Annotated in this window: 15 protein-coding genes; 2 read left to right on the top strand and 13 right to left on the bottom strand. The window is 63.6% G+C overall.

From position 1 onward, the window contains the following. A partial coding sequence (locus AC0SZ7_RS30825; RefSeq protein WP_475504378.1) for an IS3 family transposase occupies nt 1-98 on the top strand: 98 nt, incomplete at its 5' end. Nucleotides 99-822: 724 nt separating this feature from the next. Further along, nucleotides 823-1,155: a BON domain-containing protein gene (locus tag AC0SZ7_RS30820; RefSeq protein WP_475507870.1), complete on the top strand. Its 333-nt coding sequence runs from the start codon at nt 823-825 to the stop codon at nt 1,153-1,155. Between the two features lie 87 nt (nt 1,156-1,242). On the opposite strand, the gene AC0SZ7_RS30815 is transcribed toward AC0SZ7_RS30820, so the two are convergent. From AC0SZ7_RS30815 to dksA, 13 genes are all read right to left on the bottom strand, one after another. Beyond that, nucleotides 1,243-4,179, bottom strand: a complete 2,937-nt coding sequence (locus AC0SZ7_RS30815; protein ID WP_475507869.1) for a DUF748 domain-containing protein — start codon at nt 4,177-4,179, stop codon at nt 1,243-1,245. A gap of 101 nt (nt 4,180-4,280) precedes the next feature. Further along, nucleotides 4,281-5,297 (bottom strand): class I SAM-dependent rRNA methyltransferase, encoded by a 1,017-nt coding sequence (locus AC0SZ7_RS30810; protein WP_475507868.1) that lies wholly within the window; start codon nt 5,295-5,297, stop codon nt 4,281-4,283. 52 nt (nt 5,298-5,349) lie between these two features. After that, the gene (locus AC0SZ7_RS30805; RefSeq protein WP_475507867.1) at nt 5,350-6,219 is read right to left on the bottom strand and encodes an oxygenase MpaB family protein; all 870 of its coding nucleotides are present in this window, start codon (nt 6,217-6,219) and stop codon (nt 5,350-5,352) included. Between the two features lie 92 nt (nt 6,220-6,311). Then, nucleotides 6,312-7,976 carry a glucose-6-phosphate isomerase gene (gene pgi / locus AC0SZ7_RS30800; protein ID WP_475507866.1) on the bottom strand — a complete coding sequence of 555 codons (1,665 nt, stop codon included), beginning with the start codon at nt 7,974-7,976 and terminating at the stop codon, nt 6,312-6,314. 217 nt (nt 7,977-8,193) lie between these two features. Continuing rightward, nucleotides 8,194-9,048 carry a pantoate--beta-alanine ligase gene (gene panC, locus AC0SZ7_RS30795; protein WP_475507865.1) on the bottom strand — a complete coding sequence of 285 codons (855 nt, stop codon included), beginning with the start codon at nt 9,046-9,048 and terminating at the stop codon, nt 8,194-8,196. Then, nucleotides 9,045-9,845: a 3-methyl-2-oxobutanoate hydroxymethyltransferase gene (panB, locus tag AC0SZ7_RS30790; RefSeq protein ID WP_416422417.1), complete on the bottom strand. Its 801-nt coding sequence runs from the start codon at nt 9,843-9,845 to the stop codon at nt 9,045-9,047. Before panB ends, panC begins: the two co-directional genes overlap by 4 nt. Nucleotides 9,846-10,099: 254 nt before the next feature. Next, nucleotides 10,100-10,582 (bottom strand): 2-amino-4-hydroxy-6-hydroxymethyldihydropteridine diphosphokinase, encoded by a 483-nt coding sequence (folK, locus tag AC0SZ7_RS30785; protein ID WP_475507864.1) that lies wholly within the window; start codon nt 10,580-10,582, stop codon nt 10,100-10,102. 4 nt (nt 10,583-10,586) lie between these two features. Further along, nucleotides 10,587-11,978 carry a polynucleotide adenylyltransferase PcnB gene (locus tag AC0SZ7_RS30780; protein WP_475507863.1) on the bottom strand — a complete coding sequence of 464 codons (1,392 nt, stop codon included), beginning with the start codon at nt 11,976-11,978 and terminating at the stop codon, nt 10,587-10,589. Nucleotides 11,979-12,667: 689 nt separating this feature from the next. After that, on the bottom strand, nt 12,668-14,110 hold the full coding sequence (locus AC0SZ7_RS30775; protein WP_475507862.1) for a sigma-54-dependent transcriptional regulator: 1,443 nt from the start codon (nt 14,108-14,110) through the stop codon (nt 12,668-12,670). Between the two features lie 22 nt (nt 14,111-14,132). Beyond that, complete coding sequence (locus AC0SZ7_RS30770; protein ID WP_475507861.1) at nt 14,133-17,087, bottom strand: sensor histidine kinase; 2,955 nt, start codon at nt 17,085-17,087, stop codon at nt 14,133-14,135. Beyond that, entirely contained in the window at nt 17,071-17,247 is a 177-nt protein-coding gene (locus tag AC0SZ7_RS30765) for a hypothetical protein (protein WP_003250005.1), read from the bottom strand. The genes AC0SZ7_RS30770 and AC0SZ7_RS30765 overlap by 17 nt, the downstream gene beginning before the upstream one ends. Before the next feature lie 304 nt (nt 17,248-17,551). Next, nucleotides 17,552-18,442 carry a tRNA glutamyl-Q(34) synthetase GluQRS gene (gene gluQRS, locus AC0SZ7_RS30760; RefSeq protein WP_475507860.1) on the bottom strand — a complete coding sequence of 297 codons (891 nt, stop codon included), beginning with the start codon at nt 18,440-18,442 and terminating at the stop codon, nt 17,552-17,554. A gap of 78 nt (nt 18,443-18,520) precedes the next feature. Continuing rightward, nucleotides 18,521-18,967, bottom strand: coding sequence for an RNA polymerase-binding protein DksA (dksA, locus tag AC0SZ7_RS30755; protein WP_277963018.1), 447 nt, complete (start codon nt 18,965-18,967; stop codon nt 18,521-18,523). Nucleotides 18,968-19,191 lie beyond the last annotated feature (224 nt).

Below are 19,191 nucleotides of genomic sequence, written 5' to 3'. Positions count from 1 at the left end.
TAGAGAGCTACATCGCCTACTACAACCAGGAACGCATAAGCCTCAGATTGAATGGCTTGAGTCCGGTACAATTTCGGACCCAAGCACGGAAACACTAACCCTTGTCCAACATTAGGGGGTCAGTTCACGTAAGGCCGGAAAGGTGATTCCGCATCACTTCGGTAATGGATATGTTCACGATGGCCAGATTCTGCTTCTGACATTTCTGGATATATCCATTTTCGCGGCGAGACCACCGACCATTTCGGCCTTACGCCGACTCACTTTTTTTCAGACGCCAAAAAAAGTAAGCAAAAAACGCTTGCCCCTGCTTGGGCCCTCCGCTGCGCTACGGGTCCCCTCCTTCCGGCGCCGCTCAACGGGCAGACGGCACCCGCTATAGAAGCCTGCGGGTTACCGTCTCTTCGGCCTGCGGCCTCGGCCCTTCGGGCAGCCCGTTGATCGACGCCTCCAGTCGGCCCGGGCGCTTTACGGGGCATACAATCAAGATCAAAAGCCAGATCAACAGCAGGTCACAAGCAGGTCACAAGCAGATCAACTGCAGATCAACTTCAGATCAAATGCCGATCACAAGCAGAGGCCAGGTGGGTGGGTGCAGGCGGTTAGCCTTTACCCAGTTCTTTAGCGGACATGCAACTTGCACGCGGTTTTTGCTGCGAGCATGCAGAATGCACGAACAGCAAAAATGAGGTGTTTTTCAAGTTGTTGATTTTAAAGGATTTTATTTAATGGTCAGGTTGGCACACGCCCTGCAACGGTATAGCTAACCCTGCAGCCAAGCCCAGCCTGGCGCAGACTTCTCGAAAAACAGGAGTGACTCGTATGAAAAAGTTCGCTATTGCTGCCGCTACTGCCACCGCCCTGACCCTGGCCATGGGTAACTTTGCATATGCCGCCACTGCGAGTGAAACCGCAGCCAAGACCGAACAAGCCGGTTCCGACACCTGGATCACCACCAAGGTCAAAGCCAACCTGCTGACCGAGAAAGGCATTCCAGGCAGCGACATCACCGTTGAAACCAACAACGGCGTGGTCACCCTGGCGTCGAAGGCAGGCGTTACCCTGACCTCCGCGCAGAAAACCACCGCAGTGAACATTGCCAAGCACACCAAACACGTAAAATCGGTTTCGGCTGACGCGCTGGAAACCCAATAATCGATTCATGCGAAGGGCACACGGACCGTGCCCACTCAAAGCCCCGGCCTTGCGCCGGGGCTTTTTTTTGCTTGAGGCCTGGGGCGGTCAGTCCGCTTCAAGGTGCAGGTTGGTGACCACCGTACCGTCCTTCTGGGCGTCGCTGATGATGGTGTCGATCAGGAACACCTTCTCGTCCGGCAATTGGCCCTTGTCCACAAGGAACGCCTTGATGGCGCCGGAACGTGCCTGGCCCAGGGTGCGCAGCAACTGCTCATCCTTGCTCCAGGACTTCACCACCGCGTCGTGCAGGCTGGCCTCGCGCTGTTTCTTGTCCAGCTGGTCCCACTCGGCAGGTGGCGCCTGGTTGAGGCGGGCGCGGTAGATGGCCGGCAGCATGGGCGCTTTCTCATCCTCGGGCACGGTCAGCAGGCTTGCCTGGGCGGGCACCTTGTCGCCGCGGCGCTGGAGGATCTTGAAGTAAGTGGTCTGGTATTCGCGCTCCAGGCGCTGCTGGGCTACCAGCGGGCCATCGCTGCTGGCGGCGGCGCCGCCTTCCACTTCCAGGTGCAGGCCGGGGCGGGCTTTCATGGCGGTGGCCAGTTTCAGCAGGTTGGCCTGGGCGCTGGGGCTCAGGTCGCTGGCACCCGGGGCAAAGGCAATGTTGCTCAAATCCGTCGAATCGCCACCGCTTACCAGCCCGCCCAGCAGTTTGAACGGGGCGGCCACGGCCTTCACCACCAGGTTGCGCAGAGTCTGCCACACGATGGGCATCACGCTGAACTGCGGGTTGTTGAGGTCGCCGGTGATGGGCAGTTCGATGTTGATCTGGCCGTTGACGTCCTTCAGCAGGGCGATCGCCAGCTTTACCGGCAGGCTCACGGCGTCCGGGCTGTCGACTTTCTCGCCCAGCTCCAGTTGGTCCACCAGCACCTTGTTTTCCGCCTTGAGCTGGCCCTTGGTGATCACGTAGTGCAGTTGCAGGTTCATCCGGCCCTTGCGGATGCGGTAGCCGGCGAACTTGCCGGAGTAGGGCGTCAGCGTGGTCAATTCAAGGCGGTTGAAGCGGGTGTCGATGTCCAGGCTGGCCATGGGGTCGAACGGCGTCAGCGCGCCGGCGATGGTCACTGGCGCATAGCGGTCGACCTTGCCCTTGATGTCCACCTTGGCCGGCTTCTGCTGCTGGCTGTCGATGGTGCCGATGGTACCGGTGAGGTTCTGGATGTTGGTGGCGAAGTTGGGCGTCAGGCTGAAGTCACCGAAGTACGCCGAGCCGTCGTTGATGTTGATACCGCCGATGTGAATGGCCATCGGCTTGCTCGCCACGGCAGGCTTGGCGGCCGCCTGGGCCTGCGGGTTCGCCGCCTGGGGTATCAGCAGGTCCTTGATGCTGGTGGTACGGTCTTCGTTGATCATGAAGCGGGCGTACGGCTGCATCAGCGTGACCTTGTCGATGGTCAGGCTGTTGCCGTGTTCGTAGTCCAGGCCGTCGAGTTGCAGTTGCTCCCATTTGACGAAGTCGCGGCCTTTCACGGTGTCCAGGGTGTGCAACTGGCCCACCTGGGCGCGGCCGGTGATGCTCAGGGTCAGCGGGTCGACGTTCTTCAGGTTCACTGCCAGGTCGCTGCCCAGGGTACCGCTGCGCAGCTCCAGGCGTATGAAGGGCGTGATGTAGGCCTGGGCCACGCGCAGGTCGATGTTCTGTGTCTGCACCTTGAGGTTGGCGGTGACGGGCGCCAGGTTGACCTCGCCGGCGGCGCTGATCTTGCCTTGCTTGCCCAGGCCGGTGTCGACCTTGAGGGTGAAGGGCGACTTGTTGAGGCTGTCGAAATTCTGCACGTCGACATTCAGCGGCCCCAGCTCCAGGGCAACCGGTTCCTTCTGCATGCGGTCGGCCAGGTGCACTTGGTAGTCACGCAGTTGCACGTCCTTGAGCAGCACCTGCCAGGGTTTGCTCGGCGCGCTTGGCACCGGCTGGGTCTCGGGCTTGGCGTCAGCGGTGGCCGGGGCGCTCTTTTCCTGCGGCGCCGGGGCATTTTTCTGGCTGGCGAACAGTTTCTGCCAATCCAGCTGGCCATCGGCCTCGCGTGCCGCCCAGGTTTCCAGCTTGTTACTGCGGATTTTGCCGACGGTAACCAACTGGTTGGCCAGGTCTACCGACGTGTCGCTCACGTCCAGTCGCGCCAGGCGCACCAAGGGGCGGCCGTCCGGCGCGTCGAGGGCGAAGGGCGCGATGCTGACGGCGGCGTTGGTGAGGTTCAGCTCGGTGTTTTTCGACAGGTCCAGCGAATAGTCGGTACTGAGGTTGAGAATGCCGTCCTGCAAGGCCAGGGGCAGGGCGTCACGCACGTAGGGCCACCAGACTTTCATCTTGCCGTCAGTGACCTTCAGCGTGCCTTTGGAGGTGATCGGCACCAGGCTGATGCTGCCTTTCCAGTCGATCTGGCCGCCGTCCGGGCCGGCGGCCACCAGGGTCATGTCGGCGTTGTCTTCGGGCAGGGTGCTGAGGTTCTTCAGCTCCAGGTTCATGGAGTTGTAGAGGAACTCGATGGGCTCGCTGGGGCGCACGTCCTTGAAGTGCAGGTAGCCTTCGCTCAACTTGATGCTGCCCACCCGCAGGGGGAAAGGCTTGCTGGGTGGCTGGTCAGGCGGGGCCGGCTCGCTGGGCGGCAGCTTGAACAGCTGCGCCAGGTTGAGGCTGCCGTCCTTGTTGAACAGCAGCTCGGTACGCGGCTTGTCCAGCTCGATGGCGTCCAGGTGCAGGGCGCGGGTCCACAGGCTGTCGACCTGCAGGTTGGCGTACAGGCGCTCGAAACCGACCTGCTCGATGCCCGGCTCGCCGATGTGCAGGCCCCACAGGGTCAGCTCCAGGCTGAAGGGGTTGAACTCCAGCCGCTCCAGGTGCGCCGGCACGCTTGAGTACTTCGCCAGTTGTGAATTGGCCACCCGCAGCCCGATGCCCGGCAGAATCAGGAAGCCCAGCAGGCTGTAAAGCGCGAGCGCGGTCAGTACGGCGCCAATGGCGCGTATCAATCCTTTGGGCATGGGGGGGCGTCTACTGTCTCGGAATAGGAGTGCTTGGAGTATGGCACGCCTATCTGGTTCCGAAGTGTTGTCCTATTTATGTGTAGGATTTTTCTGAAAACTTACAGTTGCAGCACCAATGTTTTCAATGGCGGCTGGCCGTCCATGGAAGGGAAATCATGCGCCGGGGTGATCACCTGCCAGTCACGCACCGGACGCCCAGCCTTTTCCGCGCAGCGCAGCACTTGTTCGCGCCAGTCGTCGAAGGCCACTTTCGCCAGGTTGTTGCAGCAGATCAGCACGCCGTCGTCGGCGGTGGTCAGCAGTGCGGGTTTCAGCAGGCTCTGGTAGTCGCGCAGCAGGTCCACGGTGCCGAACGCGCTCTTGGCCCATGCGGGCGGGTCGAGGAACACCAGGTCGTACTGGCGTTGCTCCATGCGCGGGTAGCTGGGCAGCTTCTGGCCGCGGCGCTGGCTGATCGGCAGGCCGGCCAGCTGGCGGATGGCCGGGAAGTAGTCCGACTGCACGAAGCTCATCGGCACCAGCGCCGGGTTCAGGGCGCCGTTTTCCTTGCCCACGGCCAGGTTGCCTTCGGCGAAGTCCAGGTTGCACACCTCGCGCGCGCCACCGGCTGCGGCGGCCAGGCCGACGCCACAGGTGTAGGCGAACAGGTTGAGCACGCTCTTGCCCTGGCTGTTGGCCTTCACCCAGCCGCGGGCGTTGCGCAGGTCCAGGAACAGCAGTGGGTCCTGCCCGGCATGGCGCCCGCGCACGCGGTAGTTCAGGCCCCACTCGTGGCCTACCAGGTCAACCAGGGCCGCTTCGTCGGCCTGGTACACGCTGTCCTGGCGGTCGATGCGCGAATTGCCCTTGGAGCGGTCGTTGTAGACCAGCAGCAGCTCCTGGCCCAGTTCGGTGTTGATGGCCGCGTGGATGGCCAGCAGGTCGTCGCGTTCAAGGCTGGTGTGGAAGCTTTGCACCATCAGCTGCGGGCCGTAGCGGTCCACGGTCAGGCCACCGGCGCCTTCCTGGCTGCCGTGGAACAGGCGGTAGCAGTCGGTGCCTTGGGCATGCAGTTGCGGGAGGAGGTCTTTGCGGGAATCGAGTGCGGCGCGCAGCGCCTTGTTCACGGTGGACATGCGCTGTACGCCTGGAAAAAGAGGCGCGTAGTTTAACAGGAGAAGCCCTGCCTCAGGCGATGCCCATGCGCCGGCGGGCGCGGTGGGCGGAGCCGTCGCGCACGGCCCAGCGCAGCACGGGCGCGGTGCTGTTGATGCCCGTGCGCACCAGCCGCCGCTTGAAGTCGCTTTGCGGCAGTTCGAGCATCGTGCTGGCCCAATCGGGCAGCAGGTCCACCCCAGCCTGCATCATCAGCGCCCCGAACGGCTTGGCCAGGCGGCTGGGCGCCGGCGCGTCCAGCAGCAGGCGGATGACCTCGCGGCTGCGGTGGTCGCATATCAGCTGGGGGCGAATGCCCTCCAGGTAATCGGCTATTTCCTGCCGGGAGGCGGGTACATCGCGTGCGCCCAGGCGTTCGGCCACCAGGGCAATTTCGGCGTAGTAACGGTCCTGGTCGGCAGCCGGCAGGTGCGGGTTGCGGTAGCGCAGGTGCGCCGCCAGGAAATGACTGACTTCGGCCACGTGCACCCAGGTCAGCAGGTCCGGGTCACTGGCGGCGTAGGCGCGGCCGTCCTCGGCATGGCCTACCACCTGCAGGTGGATAGTGCGCACCTTGTCGATCAGCCAGTCGGCATCGCGGGTAGAGCCAAAGGTGGTGCCCGAGATGAACTGGCCGGTGCGGCGCAGGCGCCCGAGCATGTCGGTGCGGAAATTGGAGTGGTCCCACACCCCGGCCAGCGCCAGCGGGTGCAACGCTTGCAGCATCAGGGCGCTGATGCCGCCCACCAGCATGCTGGTGAAGTCGCCATGCACTTGCCAGCACACGGCCTGGGGCCCGAACAGGCCGGGGTCACCCTTGGGGTTTTCCAGGTCCAGCCGGCCCAGCGACAGGCCGGTGAGGCTCAACACTTGTTGCTCGATACGACGACGAATGAATTCCATGGATAATCTGGGCCAGGACGCGGCCTGCGGCCGCTGCTACAGGGGTTATTGGGCCTGGAAAGAAAATCCCCTCCGGAGAGGGGATTTTTTCGTCAACCGCGGTGGCGGCCGCGGAAGTAGTTGATCAGGCCTTGGGTGGAGGCGTCCTCGGCAGGCTCTTCGATGCCACCGGTGAGGCGCTGGTACACGCCCTTGCCCAGTTCCTTGCCCAGCTCCACGCCCCATTGGTCGAAGGCGTTGATGCCCCACAGCACGCTCTGCACGAACACCTTGTGTTCATACATGGCTACCAGGGCGCCCAGGCGGCGCGGGCTGATGCGTTCCACCACCAGGGTGTTGCTCGGGCGGTTGCCCGGGATCACCTTGTGCGGCGCCAGTTTCTGGATCTGCTCTTCCGGCATGCCTTTTTCGCGCAGCTCGGCCTCGGCCTCGGCGCGGGTCTTGCCGAGCATCAGCGCCTGGCTCTGCGACAGGCAGTTGGCGAACAGCCACTGATGGTGGTCGGCCACCGGGTTGAAGCTCACCACCGGCACGATGAAGTCGGCCGGGATCAACTGGGTGCCCTGGTGCAGCAACTGGTGGTAGGCGTGCTGGCCGTTGCAACCCACGCCGCCCCAGATGACCGGGCCGGTGTCGGTGGTGACGGGGCTGCCGTCCTGGCGCACGCTCTTGCCGTTGGACTCCATGTCCAGCTGTTGCAGGTGCTTGGTGATGTTGCGCAGGTAGTGGTCGTACGGCAGGATCGCGTGGGCCTGCGAGCCCCAGAAGTTGCCGTACCACACGCCCAGCAGGGCCAGCAGCACCGGCATGTTCTGTTCGAACGGCGCGGTCTGGAAGTGCTGGTCCATGGTGTAGGCGCCGGACAGCAGTTCCTTGAAGTTGGCGGTGCCGATGGCCAGGGCAATCGGCAAGCCGATGGCCGACCACAGCGAGTAGCGGCCGCCTACCCAGTCCCACATCGGGAAGATGTTCTCTTCGCGAATGCCGAAGGCCACGGCCGCAGCGTTGTTGCTCGACACGGCGATGAAGTGGCGGTGCAGCTCGGCTTCCGAACCGCCCTGGGCCAGGTACCAGGCGCGGGCGGCCTGGGCATTCTTCAGGGTTTCGAGGGTGCTGAACGACTTCGACGAGACGATGAACAGCGTGGTCTCGGCGCGCAGCTTGGTGGCCAGCTCGTGGAATTCGCTGCCGTCGATGTTCGCCAGGTAGTGGCAACGCACGCCTTTCTGAGCGTACGGCAGCAGGGCTTCGGAGACCAGCTCCGGGCCCAGGAACGAGCCGCCGATGCCGATGTTGACGACGTCGGTGATCGGCTTCTCGGTGTAGCCGCGCCACAGGCCGTCGTGGATACGGGTGACCAGCTCGGTGATCTGGTTCAGCACCTTATGCACTTCGGGCATGATGTTGGTGCCGTTGACGTTGAGCTTGTCGCCCACCGGGCGGCGCAGGGCGGTGTGCAGCGCCGGGCGGCCTTCGGAAGCGTTCAGCAGCTCGCCGGCGAACATCGACTTGATGGCGCCCTGCAGGTCCACTTCACCGGCCAGCTTGACCAGCAGGTCGCGAGTCTCGGTGGTGATCAGGTTTTTCGAGTAGTCGAGGAACAGGCCGCAACCACTCAGGGAAAATTGGTGAAAACGCTGCGGATCGGCCGCGAAGGCTTCGCGCATGCTGAAATCCTGCATGGCCTGGCGGTGCTGGGTAAGTGCCTGCCAGGCGGGCAGAGCGGTAACGTCGTGGGGGGTACGGTAATACGCCATCGCTGCGGGTTTCCTTGTACTTAGAACAGCCTTTGGACACGGTCGGGTCCTGGCCAGTTGCATAAATTTTGCAACCTGTGGGAGCTGGCTTGCCAGCGAGCTTTCGGGGCCGCAAAAAGCTCGCTGGCAAGCCAGCTCCCACAGTAACCATCTACAGCGCATCTGTCTGCGCGGTGCCCGGTACTTTTTAACAGTTCCGGGCGTTGCAGCATAGCAGTCAGGCGTCGAGGTTCAGGTGCAGGTTGTCGATCAGCCGGGTGCTGCCGATGTAGGCGGCGGCGATGATCACCACGTCGCGGTCCTCGGCGGTGGCCGGGCGCAGGTTGATGCCCTGGCGGATCTCGAAATAGTCGGTCTTGAAACCGGCGGCGGTAATCTGCTCGCGCGCCTCGTCCAGCAGCCGCTCATAGTCGCGTTCGCCCGCCTCGATGGCCTTGGCCGCCTGCTGCATGGCGCGGTACAGGGCCGGGGCGGCGGTGCGTTGCTCGGCGGTCAGGTAACCATTGCGCGAGGACAGTGCCAGGCCGTCCTCGGCGCGCACGGTTGGCTCGCCGATGATCTGGATAGGCATGTTCAGGTCGCGCACCAGCGCGCGGATTACCGCCAGCTGCTGGTAGTCCTTCTGGCCAAACACGGCCAGGTCCGGCTGGACCATGTTGAACAGCTTGCTGACCACGGTCGCCACGCCTTCGAAATGCCCCGGGCGGCTGGCGCCACATAGGCCTTCGGACAGGTGCGGGACGCTGACGCGGGTCTGCACGCCCATGCCGTCGGGGTACATTTCTTCAACGGTCGGGGCGAACAGCAGGTGGCAGCCGGCCTGCACCAGCTTTTCCTGGTCGGCGGCGAGGGTGCGCGGGTATTTGTCGAGGTCTTCGGCCGGGCCGAATTGCAGCGGGTTGACGAAGATGCTCGCCACCACGAAGTCGACGCGCTGGGCGGCCTTGGTCACCAGGGCGGCGTGGCCGCTGTGCAGGTTGCCCATGGTGGGCACGAAGCCGATGCGCTTGCCTTCACTGCGGGCGCGGGCCACGGCGGCGCGCAGTTCTTTGACGGTTTTTACGGTGTTCATGCATTAAATCCGTGTTCGGTACCCGGGAAGCTGACTTCCTTGACGGCGGTGACGTAGGCGCCCAAAGCGCTCTGGATGTCCGGCTGGCCGGCCATGAAGTTCTTCACGAACTTGGGCACGCGGCCGGTTAGCGACAGGCCCAGCATGTCGTGCAGCACCAGTACCTGGCCGTCCACCGCGCTGCCCGCGCCAATGCCGATGACCGGCACCTTGACCGCCTGGGTGATCTCGGCGGCCAGCTCGCTGGGCACGCACTCAAGCAAAATCATCGCTGCGCCGGCCTGTTCCAGGGCAATGGCGTCGGCGCGCATCTGCCGCGCCTGGGCCTCGTTGCGGCCCTGCACTTTATAGCCGCCCAGCACGTTGACGGTCTGTGGCGTCAGGCCCATGTGCGCGCACACCGGTACGCCGCGTTCGGCCAGCAGGCGGATGGATTCCGCCAGCCAGGCCGCGCCTTCCACTTTGACCATGTGGGCGCCGGCCTGCATCAGCTGGGCGCTGTTGGCGAAGGTCTGTTCCAGGGTGGCGCAGGCCATGAACGGCAGGTCGGCGAGAATCAGCGCGCCTTCGTTGCCGCGCTTGACGCTGGCCACGTGGTAGGCCATCTCGGCATTGGTGACCGGCAGGGTGCTGTCGTGGCCTTGCAGGACCATGCCCAACGAGTCGCCGACCAGCAGAATTTCCACGCCCGCCTGGCAGGCAGCCTGGGCGAAGGTCGCGTCATAGCAGGTCAGCATGGCGATTTTCTCACCCTTGAGCTTGAGGCTCTGCAGGGTGGTCAGGGTGATTTCAGGCATCAAAGGGGTCCTCTTTCAGGCGCCGTGAATACTGCTAACAGTTAGCGGATCAAACACAACATCATCTGCCGTGATGTTTGGGAAACGACCGTCAACGGGCCGTTCCGCGCCGTTTTGCTGCGTTAGTGAGCAACGGGATGCCTATAGTCGTGAGGAGGGGGCGGGAAGTCAATTGGATGTGTTACGGGGGTGTTACTGGGTGGGGATTTTGTGTGTTACCGGAGGCGGCTGGCCGGGTAGCCGCAGCCGCCGGGCTACGGGATCAGGCGTTCCAACCCTTCAAACGGGCAAGCAGCCAACATGTCAACCAACAACCGCCCATCCGCCAACCGCAGGTCAGCAGGCGCCACCTCAGCCAACGGATAAAGAACAAACGCCCGCGCCTGCATATGGTAATGCGGCACTTTCAAGCGTGGTTCATCGATCACCCGCTCGCCAAACAGCAGCACATCCAGGTCCAGCGTGCGCGGGCCCCAACGCTCGGCGCGGACGCGGCCCTGGTCGTTCTCGATGGCCTGCAGGGCATCCAGCAGGGCCAGCGGCGCCAGCGCGGTTTCCAGCCGCGCCACCGCGTTGGTGTAACGCGGTTGGCCGGGCGACAGCGATTCGCTGCTGTACAGTGCCGACACCGTCAGGTTCCGGCTTGACGGCAGCTGCCCCAGTGCCTCGATGGCCTGGCGCAGCTGTTCGGCGGGCTCGGCCAGGTTGCTGCCCAGGCCGATGTACACGACTTCCATCCGCTTACTCGCCCGAGTCTGCCGCTGCGCCACGCTTGCGCTTGGTGCCGCTGCGCTTGCGTTTGCGTGGGCCAGCGCCGGTTTCGTCCTTGCTGCCCAGCTCGCGGATCATCTCGCGGCGCTGGCTGTCATTGGCGTCCTGGTAGTCGGTCCACCATTCGCCCAGGCCGTCGGTCTGCTCGCCGGCGCTTTCACGCAGCAGCAGGAAGTCGTAGCCGGCGCGGAAGCGCGGGTTGTCCAGCAACAGGTCGGCGCGCTTGCCGCTGCGGCGTGGCAGGCGTTCCTGCATGTCCCAGATCTCGCGAATCGGGATGGTGAAGCGCTTGGGAATGGCGATGCGTTGGCACTGGTCGGCAATCAGCTGGTGTGCAGCTTCCTGCATGGCCGTGATCGGCGGCATGCCACGTTCCTGCATTTCCAGCACGCGCACGGGCAGGGCAGGCCACAGCAGGGCGGCGAACATGAAGGCCGGGGTCACCGGTTTGCCCTGCTTCACGCGCAGGTCAGTGTTGCGCAGCGCTTCGCTGATCAGCGTGTGCGTGTAGGTAGGCTGGTGCTCCAGTGCCTCGGCGCTGGCCGGGAACAGTGGGTCGAACAGCTGCAGGTCAACCAGCATCTCGAAGGTGTCGGAGGCATGGCCCGAGAGGAACAGCTTCAGGCTTTCCTCGAACAGGCGCGCCGACGGGATCTCGCGCAGCATGGGCGCCAGCTCGCGGATCGGCGCGGCGGTGTGCTTCTCGATGCCGAAGTCCAGCTTGGCGGCGAAACGCACGGCCCGCAGCATACGCACCGGGTCTTCCTGGTAGCGCTGCACCGGGTCGCCGATCAGGCGAATCAGGTGGTTGCGAATGTCGTGCACGCCGTTGGCGTAATCGAGAATGCGCTCGCTCACCGGGTCGTAGTACAGGGCGTTGATGGTGAAATCGCGGCGCTGGGCGTCCTCTTCGAGGGTGCCGTAGACGTTGTCGCGCAGGATGCGACCACTTTCATTACGCGACGACTGGTTGCTGTCTTCCTCTTCTTCATCCTGGGGATGATTGGCGCGGAAGGTGGCAACCTCGATGATTTCGCGACCGAAGTGGATATGCACCAGCTTGAACCGTCGGCCGATTACCCGGGCGTTGCGGAATTCCGCACGCACTTGTTCGGGGGTGGCGCTGGTGGCGACGTCGAAGTCCTTGGGGGTGATGTTCAGCAGCATGTCACGCACGCAACCGCCCACCAGATAGGCCTGATAGCCCGCGTTCTGCAGGCGTTCGACGATGCTCACCGCATGGCGGCTGAACTGGTTGCGCTGCAGCGAGTGTTGCCCGCTGTTGAGCACTTCGGGCGTGGTTCGCAGGTGCTGCGGACGACGCACGGGGGGACGGATAGACTGGAACAGCTTCTTCAGCATGGGATGCACTGTTTGAAGGAATGTTCGGCCATGAATGGAGAATGACCGCATGATGGGCGGGGATTCTAGCATTTAGTCGGGGGATGGTGTAGGACGCTGCGCAACGAGGGGGACGAAACGTGGAAACTACAAGGGGAGCCGAAGCTCCCCAAGGAATGTAGTTGCGTGCTCTTCTTGTTTTTTTGATCGGGCTTCTTGTTTTTGTTAACGCCCTACCCACGTGGTCTGTGCCAGTGGGCGGCTCCCTAACCGGGAGCAAGAGCAAACGGATTGCTTTGGTCGCTGAGTTGCTTTCATCCCATGCCGTTCTGCTTTTTAGTGCAGTTTTTATTGGTCTTTGCCTGGGTGTGGGGCGGGCCCCAATTACAACGCCTCTCCAAAAGAATCAGTTAGCTGCGCCTCCGCCGTGTTGTTCTTGTTATGCGTGAGCCGTTTCATCTTGTTTTTATTAGAGTGTGCCATTGCTTATTGTTGTTCTTGTACCAAATACATAGCAGGTGCCGTGCCAACTTTTGAAAACCCTTGTAAATCAAGGCCTTCGGCGTTTTGGTGGCCATCGGCCAGCGCCTGGAAAGGACAAAATTCGTTACCGTATGCCCCGGCTTCTGTTACGCCGGAAAGGTGGGGGTAACAGTTTGTCACTCCCCCCTTTTGTTACCCCGTTACACCGTACAATTAGCTGAAACGTATCAGCTTTCGCTGGCCACACCCGACTTGCGTCGCGGAATACCCAAGCGCTGCCGGCGCTCCCACAGGCACTTGCGGCTGACACCCAATTTGCGCGCCAGCTCGGTCTCGGTCATGTGGTCCTGGTGTTCGAGCACGAAGTGCTGGAAGTAGTCCTCCAGCGACAAGTCCTCGGTAGGCTCATGGTTGCTGCCACCCACGCCGCCGGCCGGTTGCGCGGCCATGGCGTCGAAAGCTTCGTCGTCGAGGTCTTCCAGCTCGATGTCGATGCCCAGCAGTTCGGCGGAAATTTCCGCGCTCTCGCTGAGAATCACCGAGCGCTCCACCGCGTTTTCCAGCTCGCGCACGTTGCCGGGCCACGAGTAGTGACGAATGGCCTGTTCGGCGTCCGGCGCGAAGCGCAGGTCGTTGCGGCCGATGCGCGCGCTCTGGCGGGCCAGGAAGGCGTTGGCGATTTCGTTGACGTCGGCGCCGCGCTCGCGCAGGGCCGGCAGTTTCAGGGCGATCACGTGCAGGCGGTAGTACAAGTCCTCACGGAACTGCCCCACCTTGGCCAGGCTCTTGAGGTCGCGGTGGGTGGCGGCAATCAGGCGAACGTCCACCTTCTGCGATTGCACCGACCCCACGCGACGAATCTCGCCCTCCTGCAGCACGCGCAGCAGGCGCGCCTGGGCTTCGAGCGGCAGTTCGCCAATTTCATCGAGGAACAGCGTGCCGCCGTCCGCTGCTTCCACCAGGCCCGCACGGCCAGCGCTGGCGCCGGTGAACGCGCCCTTTTCGTGGCCGAACAGCTCGGACTCGATCAGGGTTTCGGGAATGGCCGCGCAGTTCACCGAAATCATCGGCGCCTTGGCGCGTCGCGACAGGTTGTGCAGGGCGCGGGCGACCAGTTCCTTGCCGGTGCCCGACTCGCCCTGGATCAGCACGTTGGAGTCGGTAGGCGCCACCTTGCGGATCTTGCTGTAGAGGTCCTGCATGGGTGGACACGAGCCGATGATGCCGATTTCGCCATTGGCGTTCTCGGCACCGGCGGCGGCTTTGGCGTTGCCATTGCCGGCACGTTCGGCCGGCGCGGCAGCCGGGGCTGGCGCGCTTTGCCGGTCGCGCAGTATGCGCGCCACGGCCTGCAGCATCTCGTCGTGGTCGAAGGGCTTGGCGATGTAGTCCACCGCGCCCATTTTCATCGAGTCCACGGCCGAGCGCAGGCTGGCATAGCTGGTCATGATCAGCACCGGCTTGCCCTGGCCCAGCTTGATCAGCTCGGTGCCCGGGGCGCCAGGCAGGCGCAGGTCACTGACGATCAGGTCGAACGTGGGGATGGAGAAGCGCTCCTGTGCCTCTTGCACGGAGCCGGCTTCGCTGACCTGGTACTGATTCCGTTCAAGCAGGCGGCGCAGGGCAGAACGAATAATGGTTTCGTCTTCGACGATCAGAATATGCGGCATTGATTCAATTCTCTCGACGGTCTCAGTTCACGGCGGACGTCGCTTCGACATGACGCGGCAAGGTCACCCGGATTCGGGTGCCGCGCTGGCTCTGGGTATCAGCCGGGCTGTCGATGGTGATTTGTCCATAATGCTCTTCAACGATGGAATAGACCAGAGCAAGCCCCAGTCCGGTTCCCTCGCCAGGGTCCTTGGTGGTGAAGAAGGGTTCGAACAGGCGGTCCATGATGTTCTTCGGAATGCCGCTGCCCTCGTCTTCGACGATCAGGTCCACGGTGTGTTCGCTGGCCTCGCTTTTCACCCGCACCGCGCTGCCGGCGCTGGAGGCGTCACGGGCGTTGGACAGCAGGTTGATCAGCACCTGGGCCAGGCGTTGCGGGTCGCCCTCCACCCAGTGGTCGGGGTCGCAGAGGTTGTAGAACTGCACTTCGAAATTGCGCCGGTTCAGGGCCAGCAGGCCGATGGCGTCCTGCGCCACCTCGGCCAGGTTCACCGGCTCGTCGCTGTGCTGGTGGCTGCCGGCGTGGGCGAAGCTCATCAACGACTGCACGATGCGCGACACGCGTTTGGTCTGTTCGAGGATCTGGCTGCTGAGCTCGGTGATTTCGCCGTCTTCCTCGCGCTCTTCGCGCAGGTTCTGCGCCAGGCAGGCGATGCCGGTGATGGGGTTGCCGATCTCATGCGCCACCCCGGCCGCCAGGCGGCCAATGCTGGCCAGGCGCTCGGAGTGCACCAGCTTGTCTTCCAGCAGCTGCGTTTCGGTAAGGTCTTCCACCAGCAATACCAGGCCGCTGTTGCCTGGGGCCAGGGGCTCGTCGATGGCCGCCTTGTGCAGGTTCAGCCAGCGGATCTGGCCGTCCAGGGGCAGGCGCTGCTTGTGCAAGTGTTCGTCGGGCACGTTGATGAAGCCCTGCAGCAGCCCGCGCCACGGCTCGCCGATGGTCATCAGCCGCGAGCCCACCACGCGCTGCGCGGCGATGCCGGTCAGCTCTTCCATGGCCTTGTTCCACATCAGGATCTCCTGGTCCTTGGCCAGCGAGCAGACGCCCATGGGCAGTTCCTGCAGGGTCTGGCGGTGGTAGCGGCGCAGGGCGTCCAGTTCGGCGGCAAGGCCGGTCAGGCGCGAGTGGTAGTCTTCCAGGCGGCTTTCGATGAAGTGGATATCTTCGGTAACGTAATTCTCGTTGCCTGATTTGTAGGGCAGGAACGTCTCGACCATGTCCTGGGCCACGCTGGGGCCCATCAGGCCCGACAGGTTGGCCTCGATGCGGTCACGCAGGCGGCGCAGGGCATAGGGGCGGCGCTCGTCGAAGGGCAGGTACAGGTCGCGCAGGGCCTGTTCCACTTCTTTCTGCGCGGCCTTGGCGCCCAGCGGCTTGGCCAGTTGGGTGGCGAATTCCTGCGGCGAGGCGGCGTGCAGCTCGCGGCGCTGCGGCCGGCGCACGTTGTCCACGGCGCACGCCTCGGCGGCGCTGGCTTCTTCGGGGCTGGGGTTGCTGAACAGCGAAATCAGGGTGAACACCAGCACGTTTGCCGCCAACGAGGCGATGGCCGCCATGTGCCAGCTGGTGTCGTCGAGCACGTAGATCATGTTCAGCAGCGGGATGTAGAAGCCCTGCAGGTTGCCGATCAGCGGCAACAGCATGGTCACCATCCACACGAATATCCCGGCCAGCAGCCCGGCGATGAAGCCGCGGCGGTTGGCGGCCGGCCAATACAGCACCGACAGCACCCCCGGCAGGAATTGCAGGGTGGCGACGAAGGCGACGATGCCCAGGTTGGCCAGGTCCTGGGCGGTGCCCAGCAGCAGGTAGAAGGCGTAGCCGGCCATGATGATGGCGACGATCAGGCCGCGGCGCGTCCACTTCAGCCAGCGGTAGATGTTGCCCTCGGCCGGTGGCTGGTACAGCGGCAGCACCAGGTGGTTGAGGGCCATGCCCGACAGCGCCAGGGTGGTGACGATGATCAGCCCGCTGGAGGCTGACAGCCCGCCCACGTAGGCCAGCAACGCCAGCGCCTTGCTGTTGGCGGCGATGCCCACGCCCAGGGTGAAGTATTCGGGGCTGGTGGTGGCGCCCAGGCGCAGGCCGGCCCACAGGATCAGCGGCACGGCCAGGCTCATCAGCAGCAGGAACAGCGGCAGGCCCCAGCTGGCGCTGACCAGCGAGCGCGGGTTGAGGTTCTCGGTGAACGCCATGTGGTACATGTGCGGCATGACGATGGCCGAGGCGAAGAACACCAGCAGCAGCGTGCGCCACGGGCCTTCCTGCAGCGGCGTGTGCAGGGCGGCGAGGGCGGTCTGGTTCTGCAGCAGCCACTGCTCGAGTTCGTGGGGGCCGTTGAACACGCCATACAGGGCGTACAGGCCGATGCCGCCCACCGCCACCAGCTTGATGATGGACTCGAAGGCGATGGCGAACACCAGCCCCTCGTGCTTCTCGCGGGTGGCGATATGACGCGAGCCGAAGAAGATGGTGAACAGCGTGATGAGTCCGCAGAACGCCAGCGCCACGCGGTTCTGCACCGGCTCGCGGGTGAGGATGCTGATGGAGTCGGCCACCGCCTGTATCTGCAGGGCCAGCAACGGCAGCACGCCGATCAGCATGAAGATGGTGGTCAGCGCGCCGGCCCAGGTGCTGCGGAAACGGAAGGCGAACAGGTCGGCCAGGGATGACAGCTGGTAGGTGCGGGTGATCTTCAGTATCGGGTAGAGCAGCACCGGCGCCAGCAGGAAGGCGCCGCTGACCCCCAGGTAACAGGCCAGGAAGCCGTAGCCGTACTGGTAGGCCAGGCCCACCGTGCCGTAGAACGCCCAGGCGCTGGCGTAGACGCCCAGCGACAGGGTGTAGGTCAGTGGGTGGCGAATGATTGCGCGCGGGATCATGCCGCGTTCGCTGACCCAGGCCACGCCGAACAGCACCAGCAGGTAGGCGGCGCTGATCAGGATCATCTGGGTGAGGCTAAAGCTCATCGGCATCACGTTGGCTCTGGAGAATGAAAGTCACCACGATGAGGATCAGCCATAACAGGTACGGCCGATACCAGGCGCCGGTCGGTTCTATCCACCAGTCCATGATCGCGGGGGAAAACAGGTAGATGCCGACTACCAGCAGCAGGACCAAACGGTAGATGTACATGCCGGCCTCTCGAATGGAAGAACGTCAAACCCAGGGTGCTCGCCTTATTATTGTAGGTACGGGCAAAAATGGAGCGGGGATGGTAACGCAAGCGCGTCGTAGTGCAACTGGAAGTTCACTACACCGTGAGGTGGTGGCCCGGGACGCAGCCTTCGGCAGCTGCTACATCCTGTGGGAGCTGGCTTGCCAGCGAGCTGTTGGGGCCATAAAGCTCGCTGGCAAGCCAGCTCCCACAACACAGTTGCTGCTACAGAAATATGCCCGTAGCAGCTGCCGCAGGCTGCGTCCCGGGCCAACGCCGGCGTCAGGCGGGCAACTGCGCCTCGGGCAAGCTCAAGGCACGCGGGATCAACTCGGCGTTCCAGTGGGCGATGCCCCACGCCAGCACTTCGCCGGGCATGGCGTGGCGCAGTTCCAGCGGCGCCGGCTGCCCCAGCGCCCGCAGTGCGCGCACCAGCAGGGGGGCTGCCTGGTCGGCCTCAAGTGGCGGCGAGCGGTAGCTCTTGCCCAGCTTGTGGCCGTCGGGCTGGGTAATCAGCGGCACGTGCAGGTACGTGGGCTGCGGCAGCCCCAGCAGCTCCTGCAGGTAGAGGTGCCGTGGCGTCGAGTCCAGCAGGTCGGCGCCGCGCACGATGTGCGTCACCCCTTGCCAGGCGTCGTCCAGCACCACGGCCAGTTGGTAGGCGTACAGGCCATCGCGGCGGCGAATCACGAAGTCGCCGCTGTCACGCCCCAGGTGCTGTTCGAAACGCCCCTGCACACGGTCGATGAAGGCGTAGTTCAGCTCTGGCACGCGGATGCGGATGGCGGCATCTTCCTGGCCATGGCCCAGGTTGCGGCACAGGCCGGGGTAGATGCCGTTGTACGGTTCCAACTGCTTGCGCGAGCAGGTGCAGGCATAGGCCAGGCCTTGCTGGAACAGGCGGTCAATCACCTGGGCATAGGCGTCATGGCGCAGGCTTTGGTACACCACCTCGCCATCCCACTCGAAACCGTAGTTCTCCAGGGCCTTGAGGATGGCAGCCTGGGCACCGGGCATTTCGCGCGGCGGGTCCAGGTCTTCCATGCGCAGCAGCCAACGGCCACCCACTGCACGGGCGTCAAGGTAGGAAGCAAGGGCGGCCACCAGCGAGCCGAAATGCAGGAAACCACTGGGCGTTGGCGCGAAGCGGCCAATGTAGGCAGGCGTGTTCATGGGGAACAGGGTACTGGAAAATAAGGCGAAGGGGGTGTGGCAGGTCCGGGGCGCAGGGCGCGCCCCGGTTTCAACAGGTCATTTGCCGACCTGTTTTTCCTTGATTTCTGCCAGGGTCTTGCAGTCGACGCACAGGTCGGCGGTAGGGCGGGCTTCGAGGCGACGAACACCAATCTCGACGCCACAGGATTCGCACCAGCCGTATTCTTCGTCGGTGATCAGCTGCAGGGTCTTGTCGATTTTCTTGATCAGCTTGCGCTCGCGGTCGCGGGCACGCAGCTCAAGGGCGAACTCCTCTTCCTGACTGGCACGGTCAGCGGGGTCCGGGAAGTTGGCTGCCTCGTCCTTCATGTGGTCCACGGTCTTGTCGACGCCGACCATCAGCTCCATCTTCCATTTTTGCAGGATTTTGGTGAAGTGTGCGCGCATGGGCTTGCCCATGTACTCCTCACCGGGAGCTACTACGTAAGGCTCGATGCCCGATTCCAGTGTTTGGGTAGATGCTTGCTTTTCATTGGTGGACATTGGTTGACCGCCTCTCGCTCTTCTAATCCATTGCGCAGGATGCTCCATCTCCGACACCCGCCGGCCCTGCGACTGCAAGCCGGCGAACTTAGCAGATCAATCCAGACGGCGCCACTCCCGGTTGTCGAGCCTGTCGCAGATGGCGTCAAAGCATATGGACCGGCCGTTTCGCGACACGTTCGGCTGCCGCGTCCGGTAGAATCGTTATTTTACACCCTTTTAAG

This window comes from Pseudomonas sp. JC1203 (assembly GCF_056175065.1).
This window is presented reverse-complemented; position numbering and strand designations above follow the sequence as displayed.

Bases quoted from the DNA above. Each gene is read 5' to 3' on its own strand.
- AC0SZ7_RS30820 (WP_475507870.1), top strand. From the start codon at position 823: ATGAAAAAGTTCGCTATTGCTGCCGCTACTGCCACCGCCCTGACCCTG.
- AC0SZ7_RS30815 (WP_475507869.1), bottom strand. From the start codon at position 4,179: ATGCCCAAAGGATTGATACGCGCCATTGGCGCCGTACTGACCGCGCTC.
- AC0SZ7_RS30810 (WP_475507868.1), bottom strand. From the start codon at position 5,297: ATGTCCACCGTGAACAAGGCGCTGCGCGCCGCACTCGATTCCCGCAAA.
- AC0SZ7_RS30805 (WP_475507867.1), bottom strand. From the start codon at position 6,219: ATGGAATTCATTCGTCGTCGTATCGAGCAACAAGTGTTGAGCCTCACC.
- pgi (WP_475507866.1), bottom strand. From the start codon at position 7,976: ATGGCGTATTACCGTACCCCCCACGACGTTACCGCTCTGCCCGCCTGG.
- panC (WP_475507865.1), bottom strand. From the start codon at position 9,048: ATGAACACCGTAAAAACCGTCAAAGAACTGCGCGCCGCCGTGGCCCGC.
- panB (WP_416422417.1), bottom strand. From the start codon at position 9,845: ATGCCTGAAATCACCCTGACCACCCTGCAGAGCCTCAAGCTCAAGGGT.
- folK (WP_475507864.1), bottom strand. From the start codon at position 10,582: ATGGAAGTCGTGTACATCGGCCTGGGCAGCAACCTGGCCGAGCCCGCC.
- AC0SZ7_RS30780 (WP_475507863.1), bottom strand. From the start codon at position 11,978: ATGCTGAAGAAGCTGTTCCAGTCTATCCGTCCCCCCGTGCGTCGTCCG.
- AC0SZ7_RS30775 (WP_475507862.1), bottom strand. From the start codon at position 14,110: ATGCCGCATATTCTGATCGTCGAAGACGAAACCATTATTCGTTCTGCC.
- AC0SZ7_RS30770 (WP_475507861.1), bottom strand. From the start codon at position 17,087: ATGCCGATGAGCTTTAGCCTCACCCAGATGATCCTGATCAGCGCCGCC.
- AC0SZ7_RS30765 (WP_003250005.1), bottom strand. From the start codon at position 17,247: ATGTACATCTACCGTTTGGTCCTGCTGCTGGTAGTCGGCATCTACCTG.
- gluQRS (WP_475507860.1), bottom strand. From the start codon at position 18,442: ATGAACACGCCTGCCTACATTGGCCGCTTCGCGCCAACGCCCAGTGGT.
- dksA (WP_277963018.1), bottom strand. From the start codon at position 18,967: ATGTCCACCAATGAAAAGCAAGCATCTACCCAAACACTGGAATCGGGC.